15 protein-coding genes and 1 pseudogene are annotated in these 15268 nt (G+C 41.7%); 4 read left to right on the top strand and 12 right to left on the bottom strand.

Annotated features, from left to right (window positions below; all coding sequences use genetic code 11):
- The first annotated feature begins 117 nt into the window (after positions 1-117).
- On the top strand, positions 118-2544 hold the full coding sequence (locus BM378_RS01250; RefSeq protein ID WP_162898033.1) for an EAL domain-containing protein: 2427 nt from the start codon (positions 118-120) through the stop codon (positions 2542-2544).
- Here BM378_RS01250 and BM378_RS01245 read toward each other — a convergent pair.
- Both BM378_RS01245 and BM378_RS01240 read right to left on the bottom strand, forming a co-directional pair.
- On the bottom strand, positions 2510-3289 hold the full coding sequence (locus tag BM378_RS01245; RefSeq protein ID WP_371915637.1) for a CLCA_X family protein: 780 nt from the start codon (positions 3287-3289) through the stop codon (positions 2510-2512). The genes BM378_RS01250 and BM378_RS01245 overlap by 35 nt on opposite strands.
- Complete coding sequence (locus BM378_RS01240; protein ID WP_065979822.1) at positions 3286-3885, bottom strand: tRNA-uridine aminocarboxypropyltransferase; 600 nt, start codon at positions 3883-3885, stop codon at positions 3286-3288. Before BM378_RS01240 ends, BM378_RS01245 begins: the two co-directional genes overlap by 4 nt.
- 126 nt (positions 3886-4011) lie before the next feature.
- Here BM378_RS01240 and BM378_RS01235 point away from each other — a divergent pair, with 126 nt between their 5' ends.
- Together BM378_RS01235 and BM378_RS01230 are read left to right on the top strand one after the other, a co-directional pair.
- Positions 4012-4356 (top strand): Hpt domain-containing protein, encoded by a 345-nt coding sequence (locus BM378_RS01235; RefSeq protein WP_065979823.1) that lies wholly within the window; start codon positions 4012-4014, stop codon positions 4354-4356.
- Positions 4357-4449: 93 nt separating this feature from the next.
- Positions 4450-5667 (top strand): pyridoxal phosphate-dependent aminotransferase, encoded by a 1218-nt coding sequence (locus BM378_RS01230; protein ID WP_036968919.1) that lies wholly within the window; start codon positions 4450-4452, stop codon positions 5665-5667.
- Between the two features lie 281 nt (positions 5668-5948).
- Here BM378_RS01230 and BM378_RS01225 read toward each other — a convergent pair whose 3' ends face one another.
- From BM378_RS01225 to BM378_RS01210, 4 genes are read right to left on the bottom strand one after another with little or no spacing between them, the layout of a single operon-like run.
- Positions 5949-6416 (bottom strand): outer membrane lipoprotein, encoded by a 468-nt coding sequence (locus BM378_RS01225; RefSeq protein ID WP_036968917.1) that lies wholly within the window; start codon positions 6414-6416, stop codon positions 5949-5951.
- Positions 6417-6428: 12 nt separating this feature from the next.
- Entirely contained in the window at positions 6429-7040 is a 612-nt protein-coding gene (gene lpoB, locus BM378_RS01220) for a penicillin-binding protein activator LpoB (protein ID WP_036968915.1), read from the bottom strand.
- A 10-nt stretch (positions 7041-7050) separates the two neighbouring features.
- Positions 7051-7476 (bottom strand): YcfL family putative periplasmic lipoprotein, encoded by a 426-nt coding sequence (locus BM378_RS01215; RefSeq protein WP_036968913.1) that lies wholly within the window; start codon positions 7474-7476, stop codon positions 7051-7053.
- Between the two features lie 8 nt (positions 7477-7484).
- Positions 7485-8849 carry a COG3014 family protein gene (locus BM378_RS01210; RefSeq protein WP_036968911.1) on the bottom strand — a complete coding sequence of 455 codons (1365 nt, stop codon included), beginning with the start codon at positions 8847-8849 and terminating at the stop codon, positions 7485-7487.
- A 134-nt stretch (positions 8850-8983) separates the two neighbouring features.
- Between BM378_RS01210 and BM378_RS01205 the strand changes: the two genes are divergently transcribed.
- On the top strand, positions 8984-9844 hold the full coding sequence (locus BM378_RS01205; RefSeq protein ID WP_283246056.1) for a DMT family transporter: 861 nt from the start codon (positions 8984-8986) through the stop codon (positions 9842-9844).
- A 1-nt stretch (position 9845) separates the two neighbouring features.
- On the opposite strand, the gene BM378_RS01200 is transcribed toward BM378_RS01205, so the two are convergent.
- The 6 genes and pseudogenes from BM378_RS01200 to pta form a co-directional block, all read right to left on the bottom strand.
- A complete protein-coding gene (locus BM378_RS01200) occupies positions 9846-10529 on the bottom strand; it encodes a M15 family metallopeptidase (protein WP_036968909.1) in 684 nt (227 codons plus the stop codon).
- Positions 10526-11656 carry a succinyl-diaminopimelate desuccinylase gene (gene dapE / locus BM378_RS01195; protein WP_036968908.1) on the bottom strand — a complete coding sequence of 377 codons (1131 nt, stop codon included), beginning with the start codon at positions 11654-11656 and terminating at the stop codon, positions 10526-10528. Before dapE ends, BM378_RS01200 begins: the two co-directional genes overlap by 4 nt.
- Complete coding sequence (locus BM378_RS01190; RefSeq protein ID WP_036968906.1) at positions 11656-12000, bottom strand: ArsC family reductase; 345 nt, start codon at positions 11998-12000, stop codon at positions 11656-11658. The genes dapE and BM378_RS01190 overlap by 1 nt, the downstream gene beginning before the upstream one ends.
- Positions 12001-12011: 11 nt before the next feature.
- Positions 12012-12503: a PTS glucose transporter subunit IIA gene (locus BM378_RS01185; protein ID WP_036969254.1), complete on the bottom strand. Its 492-nt coding sequence runs from the start codon at positions 12501-12503 to the stop codon at positions 12012-12014.
- A gap of 4 nt (positions 12504-12507) precedes the next feature.
- Positions 12508-12899: pseudogene (locus BM378_RS01180) on the bottom strand (ACT domain-containing protein).
- Between the two features lie 210 nt (positions 12900-13109).
- Positions 13110-15266, bottom strand: coding sequence for a phosphate acetyltransferase (gene pta, locus BM378_RS01175; RefSeq protein WP_036968900.1), 2157 nt, complete (start codon positions 15264-15266; stop codon positions 13110-13112).
- Between the last annotated feature and the right edge of the window lie 2 nt (positions 15267-15268).

Here is a 15268-nt window from a genome sequence, read left to right as displayed (position 1 = left end):
CTGTTCCCCCCCATACTTTTAGCTGGTGTTTAATGGCACGGAGCTAAAATGCTTTCAATCAGCAGGTGCATCCTTACGTTTTATAAACAGCTGGTAACTGCTACTTGTTGTCTTTTTTTGTATACCTTTACAGCGACTTTAAATGCGGCTGAACTCCCTGTTTGGCTGATAAACACTGATGACCCAGTTTTTATTGTTAGCCAATCACTGCAGCAGAAATTAGACGATAAGCATAAAGTAAATATGCTTGAACCCAAAACACTTCGCTTAAAAGCACACAGTTCGTATTGGCTTGTCATCGACTTAAATAAGTTACCAAGTAATCAAGACTACGTTGTGTATATTGCTGAACCCAACTTAACGTGGAAAAAGTTTTATCTTCTTGATGATTTATTACAAATTCAAAATAAAGATAGATTGGCATCATTAGTCAGCTTATCGAGTGTGAGACCACACTGGTTAGTCGATCACAATCGTCAAAATCGCTGGGCACTTCTTAATTTCCAACATGAGCATGCGATATCAATTGAAGTCGGGGTTGTTTCAGCTAAAACGTTTGAAGTTAATTTACACCAAACAATTTTGGGGTATGGCGCTATCCTGGGTGTCTTGGTTTTATGCATGTTTGTATGTGGGGTGTATTACTTCATATCGAAACGCTTTAAGTATCTGACATTAAATGCTTACTTCGTTTTAGTGACCATTGGATTTATGATAGATAATGGTTTAACGAGCTTTTTTGTTAGCGGGTTAGAGTGGAGCGCTAAGTGGCTTATAAACCAGTATGCATTGTGTTTTGGTGCTTATTTTTTGTATCACTTTGCTGCAATAAACAGACTTAAAAGTCACTATAAATCGGTGTGGATCGCTTTATTAGGTGTGTCAATAATTACTGCAATAATGGCTTCGTTATTGCCGCAACTCAATCTGCAATCGTCGTACATTTTTAGTTGTATTGTCTTTTTAATGCTCGCAGGTATTGCGATTACTATTTTGTACAAAGGAAAAGGTGAGCGTACGCGTTTAAGATTATTAATGGTGCTTACATTGTCTGTTCAAGCGTTTAGTTGGTTGGTGTGGAATGGCTTTGGTGTTGGTAATCACACCATGCAAAATGTCATTCTATTATTCACATCGTTAGCTATTAGTTCATTGTTGTTACTTAAAGATAGACACAGAATTTCATCATTTAATTATTCAATGACACATGATGCGGATACAAAATTACCCAATAAACAATTGCTACTGAGTGAAATAATGAAAAAAGTAGCGCACAAACAACATTTTTCTGTGATGTTGTTCAGGCCCCATGTCTTGGTAAATGCCAGAGCAACATTTGGCTATGAGCATGCTAATAACTGCATTGTGACTACGCTGGATTTACTTACCCAACAGCTTGAATCGATTAATGCTTTAAGGCTGGAAACCCATGTTGATCAAGGTGTCTGGATAGCACGCGTTGATGACAGTATTTTTGCTTGTGTTGTAATGGGGGAGTTGGAACTGAGTCATATAGAGCAATTTGCTTGTTTGATTCATGGAGTGTTTGAAGAGGGCATCACGCATAACAATGTAAAATTAGTTGATAGTGTTGATATTGGTGTTGCCCATTATCCTTTACATGGTAATACCGCCAGACAAATTCTACAGTGCGCGATTCAAGCTATGAGTGAAAAGCGCCTGCAAGGTGAGCGCTGGCGTATGTTTGATTTAGAAAGTGCGAGACTCTCAGAGCAAAGGCTGCTCATTGCCGCATCATTAAAATTAGCGATTGAAGAAGACCAATTAAACTTACATTTTCAGCCACAGATATGTTTAGAAACGGGTGATATTGTGGGTTGCGAAGCGCTACTTCGTTGGCATCACCCTGCACTTGGAGCAATCGGCCCTGATACCTTTATTCCGATTGCTGAGTCCTCAGGGGTCATTAATCAACTTACCGAGTGGGTCGTTGCGAAAGGCATAGAATGGCAAGCAAGGTTTTGTGAGTTAATACCTGAGCATGTCATTTCTATTAATATCTCGGCAAAAGATTTGCTCAATAAAGATTTACCTGTGCTGTTTATTACTAAGTTAAATGAGCTAGGTGTAAGTGCTGATTCTGTGATGCTTGAGTTAACAGAATCAGCGACCCTGGAAGAAAGTAAAAATATAAAAATAACACTGGACGATTATCGCTTAATTGGTGTGAAACTCGCCATTGATGATTTTGGTACAGGTTACTCTTCACTCGCTTATTTAAGTCAACTGGGCTTTGATGAGGTGAAAATTGATAAGCAGTTTGTTCTTAATCTCGCTTTTTCGTTAAATGATCAAAGTATCTGTAAAGCAACCTGTGATATTGCTAAAACGCTCGGTGCCAAAGTGGTGGCCGAGGGCATTGAAGACCCGCAGAGCTTGGCCATTTTACAACGTTATGGCTGCCAAATAGGGCAGGGATATTACTTTTCCAAACCGCTTGAGGCTGACGATTATTTACTGTGGATCAAGAACTTTAAGTCGGTTGATGTTAGCCACGATGTAAAAGCACACCTAGTTGATTAAAATACCGTAATAATGCGTCTGAGCAGCGTGATGTATGCTCTATGCTTGGGTAAATTAAACCACCGTCATTTAAGCCACTCACTAAAAAACTATTTTTAATCGCAGGATGGACAGCAATGCATTGCTCAAAACACCGTGCCGCAAGTTCTTCTGGCATGCTCATATAAATATGCTGTCGTTGTTTATCAAAGGCTATCGATTGTGTGACGAACTCGTTTGGGTTATTACCTTGAGTATCTAAAAAAACCTGATGAAAAAACTGATTGAGGAAATGATTTAACGGGTGTGTTAAATCAGGTGTTTGGGTTAACCACAATGATGAGCAAAACTGCATGGGTTGTCTGTGTGGGAACATATGCTGGCAAATATGGTGATCAAAGGCATGAAACCACTCATGTGCGAGGGCTCCTCCTCCGGCATTTTTTGCCAGAGCAAGTGTTTGGCTTTGCGCATTATAATGTGCTTGCACTCCTTTTTGACCGCCATGACCGAAAGCAAAATTCAGTTTGCCACGAAGGCCCATTGCCACAGGTGGTAATGACAGTATTTGTGCGAGATCTGCCAGCGCGTCATAAATTAAATTTGCAGCTAATAATCGTTCTTGCTTGGTAACCCAATGACCCACAACGAGGGTACGAAATCCGAACGTGTCGCGAATATCGTCAAAATCAACTTGGTCATCAAAACGGTAATCGGGACCTTGGCGGCTAAACCCCGCACTTAAACGTTTAGACACTCGCATTATAAGTAACGTGCCTTGACTGCTTGAGGCATGTGCTGAGTTTGTTTTTCAACAAGCGCCGTGAGTAAGTGATAAAGCGGGTCAACATTACACTGTTCGATTAAATTAAGGCTCTGTGCAACGGCTTCTAATGTCGACAAGCTATCGGCGCGAGGTGCTTTTCTGATCACGTATTTGTTTTTTGGTAAAGTGGCGAAGCTGACAGCCTTGAAGTGCTGCAAACTTGGGGTCAGCATCAGCATTTTGTAGGCTTTTTTCCATGTGCCATCAAGCACCACTAAATGAGTAAGCTGTTGTTTAAAGTCTAATGTTGCATCAGTGCACTTATCAAGCATGATTGCATTATCGGCGGGATACAACAGTGCCGTGCTCTGTGTTGGCAGTGAGGCAAGCTCAGGAAAGTCTTGTTCAGACTCGCCACTCAAAATAATACAGTTCGCTAAACCTAATTTAAGCAGGTGCGCTGTGTTTTTAGTTACTTTTTCTTCGCTAGGATGACGTAATATAATGATTTTTAGTTTATTATTAATTATGCTTATCGCATTACATAAGCAGGTTCTGACTGAAAAGCCACAACCCGAACACAGTTCTCTAGCCATATTAAACTTCTAGCATACAATTAAAGTATGGCTATTATACATGAGCTCTGGTCATAGGGTTGCTTTTTTACAATGAACAGCTAGAGTTGCGATTTAAATGATGACGTTTTTGATCAAGGGATAAACATGACGACGATCACAATAGATGAAGGTGCACTTGAAGGTATGGAATCGCTTTTGGGTGATCAATTTGCCGACACCTTAACCTTTTGCTGCAGTGAGTTTCAACGCTTGAGTGGTGAAGTTTTAGCGAATTTGGATTCAGAAAATGAAGTTGCTGCGCGTCATGCACATAGCTTAAAGTCAAATGCTGCGCAATTCGGTGCATCGAGCTTATCTGATGTTGCTCGCGAAATTGAACAGGCGTTAAACGAGGGGCATGTGGATACAGCAATAGAAAAGTCACAAAACCTTGACGCGCAAGTTGCAGGTTCAGTTGAAAAACTACAGGCCTGGTTTGCTGGTCGCTAATAACTTGAATTTATTTCAGTTATAACCTCAAAAATCCACTAGCGTGGTTAGCCTCTGCTAGGTTAGTCTTAGGGTCTAATAGTAGAGGTAACCATGTCACAAATAAAAAAGAGTCACAAACTTAACGGTGTCTGTTATGACATTCGTGGGCCTGTGCTTGCACAAGCTCGAAAAATGGAAGATGAAGGTCAAAAAGTTCTCAAGCTTAATATTGGCAACCCTGCGGCCTTTGGTTTTGATATGCCTGAAGATATGCACCGCGATATCATCCGTAACTTGTATTCAGCCCAAGGCTACTGTGACTCTAAAGGCCTTTACTCTGCCCGTGTGGCTGTTTATCAACACTATCAGCAACGTGGATTATTCAACCTAGATGTCGACCATATTTATATCGGTAATGGGGTGAGCGAGCTTATTCAAATGACGACTCAAGCATTGCTTGATAACGATGATGAAGTACTGATCCCAGCACCCGATTACCCACTATGGACCGCGTCTGTTAAATTAGCGGGTGGTAACCCTGTTCATTATTTATGTGATGAAGAACAAGATTGGTTTCCAGATATTGCTGATATAAAAAGTAAAATTACCTCAAAGACAAAAGCGCTGGTACTGATTAACCCGAACAATCCAACGGGGGCTGTCTACAGTGATGACTTATTAATGGAGCTTATTAATATTGCGCGAGAGCATAAGTTGCTGTTATTAAGTGATGAGATATACGAGAAAATTTTATATGACGGCGCCACACATACCTCAATAGGGGCGTTGTGTGATGATGTGCCTATTATTACCTTTAACGGCCTTGCAAAAACATACCGAGCAGCGGGCTTGCGTATGGGCTGGATGGTATTAAGTGGCCGTACAAGTGTAATGGAAGACTTAGTGCGTGGTTTAGATATGTTGGCATCTATGCGCCTGTGTGCCAATGTACCTGCACAATATGCGATTCAGCAAGCATTGGGTGGTGTACAGTCAATCGATAATCTAATTAACCCCGGTGGGCGCTTGTGTGTGCAACGCGATATTGCATGGCAAGGACTAAATGCGATAGACGGCATTAGTTGTAAAAAACCAAAAGGCGCACTGTATGCCTTTGCAAAAGTTGACACCGACAAGTTTAAGATTAAAAACGATGAACGCATGATCTTAGATTTGCTGAAAGCCGAAAAAATACTGCTCGTGCACGGCAGGGCATTCAACTGGCCTGAGCCTGACCACTTTAGATTGGTGTTTTTACCGAACAAAGATGATTTAACTGAAGCAATGGGTAAGATGCAACGATTCTTTGCAGATTACAAACAGAGCTAAAATCAGCGCTCATAACAGCGAGCTAAGGCTCTAATGCCGTTCACTTTAGGTGAGCGGCATTTCTTTTTATGGAGTAACGATTGCTCGCTGTTACTTTTACCAGTTCGCAATAATACTTAATCATTTTGAGGGATTAAACCTGTCGCTACCCGCGTTAAAAATCTCTAACTTACGACTGCTTGGATGCAGGAAACACCTAAATAACGACATTTTTGCCTTATTATCAACGCGGTTTTATTGCCTCAAAATAGATTACTTAATTAAGCAAATTAGCATTACTATTAAAAAGCCTTATCTACGCGAACGGTGTTATCACTTAAATAAACAAGACGAACTTTGTCACCTTGATTAAATATCATCCGACTATCCTTGTCTTGAACGACCATGTATTGCTCGCCACTTTCTACTTGAATCATTAACTCAACAAGTTGATATTCAATATAACGGCTTGATTGCTGACGGTTGTGTGCAATCGACCCGCCAATCATTGAACCAAGAATAGTTGCCACAGTTCGACCACTTCCGCCGCCAAATTGATTCCCTACAACACCGCCTAATAGTGCGCCGCCAAAGGTTTTCCAGCCATTTGTTTGGTCTTTAACCAGTTCTTGCTCGGTAATATTACGAACTGACTGCACTGAACCAAACAAAACTTGCTGCACGGGAACCGCTTTATTACGCTGATAATCTGCGTAACTCGGCGCACTGAGCAGTAAACATAGGCTAAATAAACTAATAAGGTACTTCATATAACCTCCTGGCTACCAGCCAAAAGTAGATTTTTCGCGTGTTTTACGGATTTCAGTTTCATCAGCCCACTCAATCAGGCCACTTTTTAAATCCATTAAACGCATTGTGAATTTATAATAGACATCGGCTTTATCTGCATTAGATTTTACAATGCTCGACAGGTTACCGTATAACATATATTGCGCTCCCACTTGCTGACCAAATGCGATTGCAGTATTGGGATTGACGAGTGGGTCGACATTTTGGAAATTAAGCTGTTCGCGCACCGCTTCGACACGCGTCATATCAACAAAACGGAATTTACCGCTGCGTAATAATTGTGTCGAAATTGAGTCAGTGATTGATTCTGTATCAATATGCTCGCTGGTTTTATTTTTTATCCGCTCAACAAACACGATAGGACGCGAATTTGCTGTTAATGTCCCCACAACAGGCGATGCCAATAACGAATCTGTCATTTGGCTTGCGACCTTTTGCAAATCAGTTGAACCAAAGTTGATATCGGTTGTTTCAACAGCCTGAGCATCACCATAACTGACAACTGCTTTGTTGGCACAGCCAGATAACAGTAACGACGTTGCAATTGCGATAGCGGTGGCTGATTTCACTGAATATAATTTCATTGTGGCTTCCTTAATCTTCGAATTCTTGTGCTTCTGTTGAGACTTCACGAACAGCAAGCGAAAAGGTGACTGCATCAGATGTTGGGGCTAAGCCCGGTAGTTGTGTTTTTGCAAAACCAAACAAGGTAATTGCTTGCCATGGTGAGTGATTGCCTTTTATGACAAACCCATCGGCGTCATACCAAGTAAATTGATATTGTAAATATTGAGACTTTTTATACTGACTTGCTAATGTCACAACCACATCGGTTAAGCCATTGGTTTGGCGAGTTTTTACATCAGAAATCGCAAGCTTGTTACCAAGTTCAGGGTTATTAACAATAAGTTGTTGATTATATTGTTGTGATGCTTGCTCGACACCGATACCAGAGGTGGTTGGGCGAGAGGAGCAAGCCGCAACGAGTAATAGGGTTAGTAATGGCACTAAATATTTCATTATTGCTCCTAGAGTTGGACTACATGTGAGTCAAAGTAGTTATTAATAAAGGTTAGGTAGACAAAGGTTAACCCCTGCTTACTAACCGCAAAGTCAATTTTTCCGTGCCCTGACACCCACAGAGAGTGATTACCAGGGGTCATTGCTGTTTGTGCGATACTTAACTGATTTGGTAAAGTTAACCAACTGCGAGTATCTGCTTGCTCAGAGGCAAGGTTATATATATTCGCTAAAATATTGCCGACATCACCACCACTTCTGGCAAGTTCTGCACGCATTTTTTCTTTTGCCACTAGCCTCAAAACTTGTCGTGAAACTCTGCCCGCGCTTTGATCTTTCAATGTTTTCGCTGCAAGTGACTCAAGCCGAACTATCGGCGTGAGTGTTAAACTTTCACCCGAGACCGTGATATTTTTTTGTGAGCTCACATAAGGCACGTCGCTGTATACGGGCATGGCGATACTGTAAAAACGCGCATCGCCACGCGAAGTATAAATGGGTAACCGTAAATTATATTCTTGCTTAGCAGGGATCAGGCCTTGCTCGGCAATAATAATAACCTGACCTTGATTGGCGTTGACCTCATTGAGCTTACCAAAACGCTGACTAAAAGTTTCAAAGTCTTGATCAAAACCTTGTTTTTTAGCGAGTCGTAATACATTTTGTTGTAAATATGTATTATCGGTGTTTATCTCTAGGGCTTTTTTATAATCGATATAGGCATCATCAAATTGTTTATTCGCCTCATAAAGCATACCCGATAAATAAAACGTAAAAGCATTTTGAAAACCGTTCTTCACATCACCAATTAGCGTGGTCATGTCGGGGTAGCCAGCGGCGGCTTCTTCAGTGCGTTTATCGAGCTCAGCTTGATTATCTTTCAGTGCATCTTCTTGTACTTTGTTTGCACGCCTTATTTCTACTAAAGCCGATTCTAATTGGTTTTCAAATACATAACTAAGCGCTTTATAGCTATGCAACATAGTCATTTCGTACGCGGGTGGTTCATAACTAATGACTGAGTCATTGGTTAATAATGCGTTACTTTGCTCAATACCTGCGCTTATTTGTAGTTTTGCAGCTTGGCGCTTTTTTTCCATGTTCATATAAACAGCTTCAAATGTGCTGTTAGCCTCAGAGTGCTGATCTGATAAAAACGCTAACCGCGCAGTTTCCAGCTGATTTAACAAATAGTTACTGTGCATTGAACTGTTACTAGGTAATAGTTGGTTGGCTGTGTCGATATCATTTTGGCTGACAGCTTGGCGCACTGGCCTTAGCTGTGTTGCATAATCTTGGAATAGATCAGTAATACCTATGGTACTGCAACCAGATAACAGTAAAACAGCTCCAATAAATAAATGTCGATGCACTGAATACTCCTATAAGACAATGTAATCAGAGTAGCATACGCGACTTAACCGTCTATGATAAATTATGTAAAAAATCGTAAGTGATTTACGTTTAGAACGGTCTTGTATTTTATTATCAAAAGGATATCTGTATTTTGCTAACCACTGTGTTCTATACCTTGATGGCTTTGTGCGCTTTTGCCGCCAATTCTTTATTGTGCAGAATGGCTTTACAAAGTGGTGATATTGACCCTTTGAGCTTCACTGCCATTCGTTTAGTCAGTGGTGCATTAACCTTATTTTTGTTAATGCAATGGCAGGTTAAATCAGTTAAATCGATGACCGTTGTGGACAGAGGTAATAACTTAAGTGCATTGAGTTTGTTTGTATATGCGCTGTGCTTTTCAATTGCTTACGTTAATTTAAACACGGGAACGGGGGCGCTGATATTATTCTCAGCAGTGCAATTGACGATGATAGGGCACAGTATTATCAACAAAGAGCCATTGCGTAAATTACAGTGGGGCGCACTCATCGTTGCTTTTGCCGGCTTTGTGTATCTAATGTTACCCTCTGCAACGGTTCCATCCTTATTACCCGCGGTGTTAATGGCTGTCAGTGGTGTTGCTTGGGGAATATACAGTATTCGAGGAAAAACATGCGAAGCGCCTCTTCAAGCAACCGCGTATAACTTTCTTAGGAGCTTAATGCTCGTACCCATACTCATTTTGTTAGTGACGATGCAATGGCACGCTGTATCACCTACCGGCATTTGGCTTGCTATAGCCTCGGGTTCACTGGCATCAGGGGTTGGGTATAGTATTTGGTACTTAGTGTTACCTAAACTCAAAAGCAGTCAAGCAGGCGTTGTTCAACTTATTGTGCCTGTACTAGCAACGTTTGCTGGTGTGGTATTTTTAAATGAGCTATTAACCATGAGGTTAGTGATAGCCAGCGCCTTAATTCTTGGCGCTGTTATGGTGTTTCTATTAGCAAAAAGGCCAGTGAGAACGTAACTTATTGTGGGCTATTTACATTTAATACGTAGCGTTCATATAAACTGTTTAACTCGGATAAAATGGCTTTTTTGCCACATAAGTCGCTCTCAGTTATGCGCTGTTGTAATGTGTCGATAGAAAGGTACTGCATCATGTTTGCTGACTGCGCTATATGGCTGATATGCCATGGTTCAGGTGCAACGCCACCCATGTACTCTCGGTATGGACGAAAAAAGCCATATTTCTCGAGATTATCATCAAGCCACGCTGTTAATCTAGCAAATGGCCCAGAAGTTGAATACTCTTCGGGGCTTAATTGCAGTTGATAACTATCACTGATGGCTGCAGTGTCGTAAATATCTAAATCGGTACCAAAATGATGTCGACTCGCGCCGGGTAAGGCTGAATAAAGCATAATTGCGTGGCATTTTTCAGCATCGCTCAATGCCGATAGGTCAACGGTTTCTTGTTCAAGGGTATAAACAGGGCGAAGGCCTTTAAATTTAGCATTCCAAATTACACTTTGGCGCGTAAAATCACGAAAACTTGAGGCAATTCTAAGCTCAATTCCAGCCCTTTTAGCGCCTTGTTGTAATGCTAAAAAGTCGGTAACAATATCTGCATGTAAACGGTGGTTCTGCAGCTCAACTAAATGTGAGCTACTTGACCCTGTAACGCATTGCAGTAAATCGGGCTGACTCATGTTAACAATTGCTCGAGAATGGTTTCGTATATTTTTGCAAGTTGAATGAGGTCGTCACAGCTCACGCATTCATTTACTTTATGAATTGTGTCGTTGCGAGGACCAAGTTCAATGACTTTGGCACCTGTCTGTGCGATAAAACGTCCATCAGACGTACCGCCTGTGGTTTCAAGTGCAGTATCGCGACCCGTAACGTGTTTAATGGCGTTTACCGTTGCGTCGACGAGCGGACCGTGGTCGGTTAAAAAAGGTAAGCCATTAACAATCCAGCTTAATTCGTAGTTTAAGCCATGCTTTTCAACAATTTTAACAACGCGTTGTTGTAGTTCTTCATAGGTTACTTCGGTGCTAAATCTAAAATTAAATTGAATGTCTAACTCACCAGGGATGACATTGCCTGCACCGGTGCCACCATTAATGTTTGATACTTGGAAACTGGTCGCTGGAAAAAACGCATTGCCTTCATCCCATTGAGTTTGGCTCAGTTCTGCAAGAACTGGGGCAGCTAAATGGATGGGGTTTTCAGCAAGGTGAGGGTAGGCAACGTGTCCTTGCACTCCTTTGACAGTTAAAAACCCTGTGAGAGAGCCTCGGCGGCCATTTTTTACAACATCTGCGAGCACATCACGCGAAGACGGTTCGCCGACCAAGCACATATCAATCTTTTCACCACGAGCTTCGAGTGTATCAATCACTCGGGTTGTACCATTGATAAATGGGCCTTCCTCGTCAGAGGTGATTAAAAATGATATGGAGCCTTTATGGTCAGGGTGTTTAGCAACAAAGCGCTCAGTTGCGATAACCATTGCTGCTAAAGAGCCTTTCATATCTGCAGCACCACGCCCATGAAGCATACCGTCTTTAATAAGGGCTGAAAAAGGTGGGAATTGCCAATTTTTTTCTGGGCCTGTCGGGACAACATCGGTATGTCCGGCAAAACAAAAGTGGGGAGATTCAGTCCCTTTTCTTGCCCACGTATTAAGCGTGTCGGTAAAAAATAGCGACTCAATATTAAACCCTAGCTTTTCTAAGCGTTCGTTCATAAGCGCTTGGCAGCCTGCATCGTCAGGGGTGACCGATTCTCGTTGGATGAGTGCTTGGGCTAATTCAATAACGGGATCAGTCATTAGGCAAAAATCTCGTCGTATTGAGCAGCTTTAAATCCTAAATGATACTGACCGTTATGAATCAGTACTGGACGTTTTATCATTGCTGGCTGCGCGACAAGGAGTGCTAAAGCGCTTTCTTTATCTAAATTTTGTTTTTGCTCATCAGTGAGTTGACGGTAGGTTGTGCCACGCTTATTGACGAGTTCTTGCCAGTCTATATGTTGTGCAAATTCGGTGATAAGGTCGATACTAATGCCGTCTTTTCGATAGTCATGAAAAGTAAAGTCATAATTTTTATCAGATAAATACTTCTTGGCTTTTTTAATTGTATCGCAATTGCTGATACCATACATGATCGTCATAAATTCTACTTTTAAGTTACTGTTAGTAATGTATCTACCCCAGCGGTGACCTGAGATAACGAAAAATAAAGCGGTCCAAGGTTTGCTGCATTCAACACACACAGTGTGCCTATCATTGGGCGCGTTAATTCACGTAAATCGAAATACGCTAAGCGTTCGCCTTGGGAAATTTTATTGCCGTTTAATTTAGCAATGTTGGTGTGATTAATGTGATCATCTTCAGATGAAAAATATAAATTTATTAAAATTTTCAGGCCATTGTTTGCTTGTAATAGGTATTCTTTACCCGCATTTTTAACTTGTAATAAGGTGCCATCGAACGGTGCAATAATGTTATGGCTTGTGAGCTCAACAGAAATCCCCGGACCCAATGTCGAAAACCGAAAAAAGGGCTCAGGGTGTTCTGTTATTGGTTTTACCCGACCGCTAAAAGGGCTTTTAATGGCCATTATTTGGCTTTTTCTTAGCGTACGCTCTGGCAAGTATTTTACGTCGTTACTCATAGGGTTACTTTTGCTCACCGAGTACATGGTAGCCGTCTTTTTTTAGCGCAGTTATGGCTTTTGGCATACTTTGTTTTTTTACCAATACATAATCAGTGTCATACGTTGATAACGCAAAAATTGAAATAGAGGCTTTTGCTAATACCCCAGAAATATTTGCCATTATCCCCGTTAGTGAAAAGCCCAATGGACCAATCACTTCAAGTGCTAGCCAATCAGTCTCTTGATCAAGGCTTTGAAGTTCAAAACTACTCGGACAAACAATCGATAATTCGTCAGCAGTTTTAGCAATAAAAAAATGGCTTGTTGAAGTAAGGCAGGATCAATTGTGTCATTGACATCAAGGCTATGAATCGTAAGTTCTGTACTATGAAGCTGTAGCGTTTGTTTTGACATCTGTAATCCTATCTAGGTCGCCTTTAAATTTATAGTATATATAAATACGAGTAAGTTAAAGCGCAATAAATTTAGTTGCCGTGTTTTTAGTCAAAGAGGGGCTGGAAGGTTGTCCACAGAATCTGTGGATAAATATGGGAATAGCTCAGTATAAAGAAGGTAACAGGCTAATTTATAAGTGAATTATAAACTAGCCTAATTTTTGAGGGGTTATTTTAGTAAGCTTTCTGCCTGTTTTGCTTGAATCGCCGTAAGGGCAATTGTGTAGACAATATCGTCAACTAATGCACCGCGACTTAAGTCATTCACAGGTTTACGCATACCTTGCAACATAGGCCCAATACTGATGAGTTCTGCACTTCGTTGTACGGCTTTGTAGGTTGTATTACCGGTATTAAGATCTGGGAACACAAAGACAGTTGCTTTACCCGCAACAGGGCTGTCAGGCGCTTTCTTAATTGCGACATTTTCCATAATTGCGGCATCGTATTGAAGAGGACCGTCAATGATGAGATCAGGGCGTTTTTGCTGCGCTAACTTGGTGGCTTCACGCACTTTTTCAACATCAGCTCCTGAACCTGATGTGCCAGTACTGTAACTGATCATCGCAACACGGGGTTCAATGCCAAATGCAGCGGCAGAGTCAGCTGATTGAATCGCAATATCGGCGAGTTGTTCAGCCGTTGGGTCAGGGTTAATAGCACAGTCACCATAGACTAGCACTTGATCAGGTAACAACATGAAAAACACGGATGATACTAATGACGAGCCTGGTGCTGTTTTAATAAGTTGTAATGGCGGGCGAATCGTATTAGCAGTGGTATTAACGGCCCCTGATACTAATCCATCAACTTTGCCTTGTTCGAGCATCATCGTACCAAGTACAACGTTATCAAGCAGTTGTTCTTGTGCAACGACTTCTGTTAGGCCCTTGCTTTTACGAATTTCTACCATAGGTGCAACATACTCGTTGATCACATCTTTAGGTTCAACAATGGTTACATGGTCGTTAAGCTCAACACCTTGCTGTTGTGCAATACGTAAAATCTCTTCTTTATCACCAAGGAGAATGGTTTTGGCAATCCCGCGTTGGCCACAAATTGCGGCAGCTTTAATTGTACGTGGCTCATTACCTTCGGGTAACACAACCGTTTTGTTCGCTTGGCGTGCTTTGTCTGTTAATAAGAAACGGAACGCTGGCGGTGACATTTTTCGGGTGCGACCGACGCTTTTCGCAAGACTGTCTAGCCAGTCAGAGTCGATGTGGCTAGCGTTATGGTGCTTCACTTTATCGATACGTTGGTCATCATCACACGGCACTTCCATATTAAAGTTGTGCAGCAGCAATGAAGTGCGCCAAGTGTCTTCTTTTGTGGCAATAATAGGCAAACCAGTGTCCATTGCTTGCTCACATAACTGCATAATACGGTCTTCAGGTTTAAAACCACCGGTGAGTAATATAGCGCCAATTTTTGTACCATTCATTGCTGATAAGCACGCAGCAACGAGTACGTCGGAGCGGTCACCGGGCGTAACCAAAAGGACGCCTGGGGTAAAATGGTTTAAAATATTCGAGACCGTGCGAGCACAAAAAGTAACGTGACGTAAACGTCGGTGTGCCATATCACCTTCATTAATGACTTCTGCTTTTAAGTATTCACATAAATCTTTAACGCGAGGTGCAACAAGATCAAAATCCCACGGAATTGAACCAAGTAATTTAAATGGGTGTTTTCTAAAGATCGGCAATGAAGCTAAACGGTTTAATTCGTTTTCAAGTTGCTCAGGTTCATGCGCTTCAACAAGGTCAGCACGTGCGCGGCCTTCTTCATCAAGTGGGGCATTCACTTTATTAAAAATACAGCCTAATACGCGAGGGTGATTGACGCCGCCGTAGTTACCAGAAGCAATTTCTAAGCGGTCTTCAATTTGGTCATTACTGTCGTTGCTTGGGGTTAGCACAAAGACAATATCAGCCCCAAGAGTTTGCGCTATCTCACGGTTTACTCGCCCAGCATAAGGCTGGCGTCGCGTTGGCACCATGCCTTCGATGATGGCAATTTCGTCTTCTTTTATGGTGTTTTCAAAGCGTTCAACAATTTCTTCAAGTAGATCATCTCCCTTACCATCCCCAATCATTTGCTCAGCATAGGCTAAATCAAAAGGCTTAGGTGGAGTGATGGGGGAGCCATGAGTCACAATTTGTGTTGACTTCTCGGGGCCTGTATCACCCGAACGAGGCTGTGCAATAGGTTTAAAAAAGTTTACTTTTAACGCTTTTTGTTCAAGTGCGCGTACTAAACCAACCGAAACGGATGTTAAACCAACCCCTGTTGAAATAGGGATCAACATTATTCTGCGAGCCATAA

Origin of the sequence: Pseudoalteromonas lipolytica (assembly GCF_900116435.1) — a bacterium.
Taxonomy (GTDB): Bacteria; Pseudomonadota; Gammaproteobacteria; order Enterobacterales; family Alteromonadaceae; genus Pseudoalteromonas; species Pseudoalteromonas lipolytica.
This window is presented reverse-complemented; position numbering and strand designations above follow the sequence as displayed.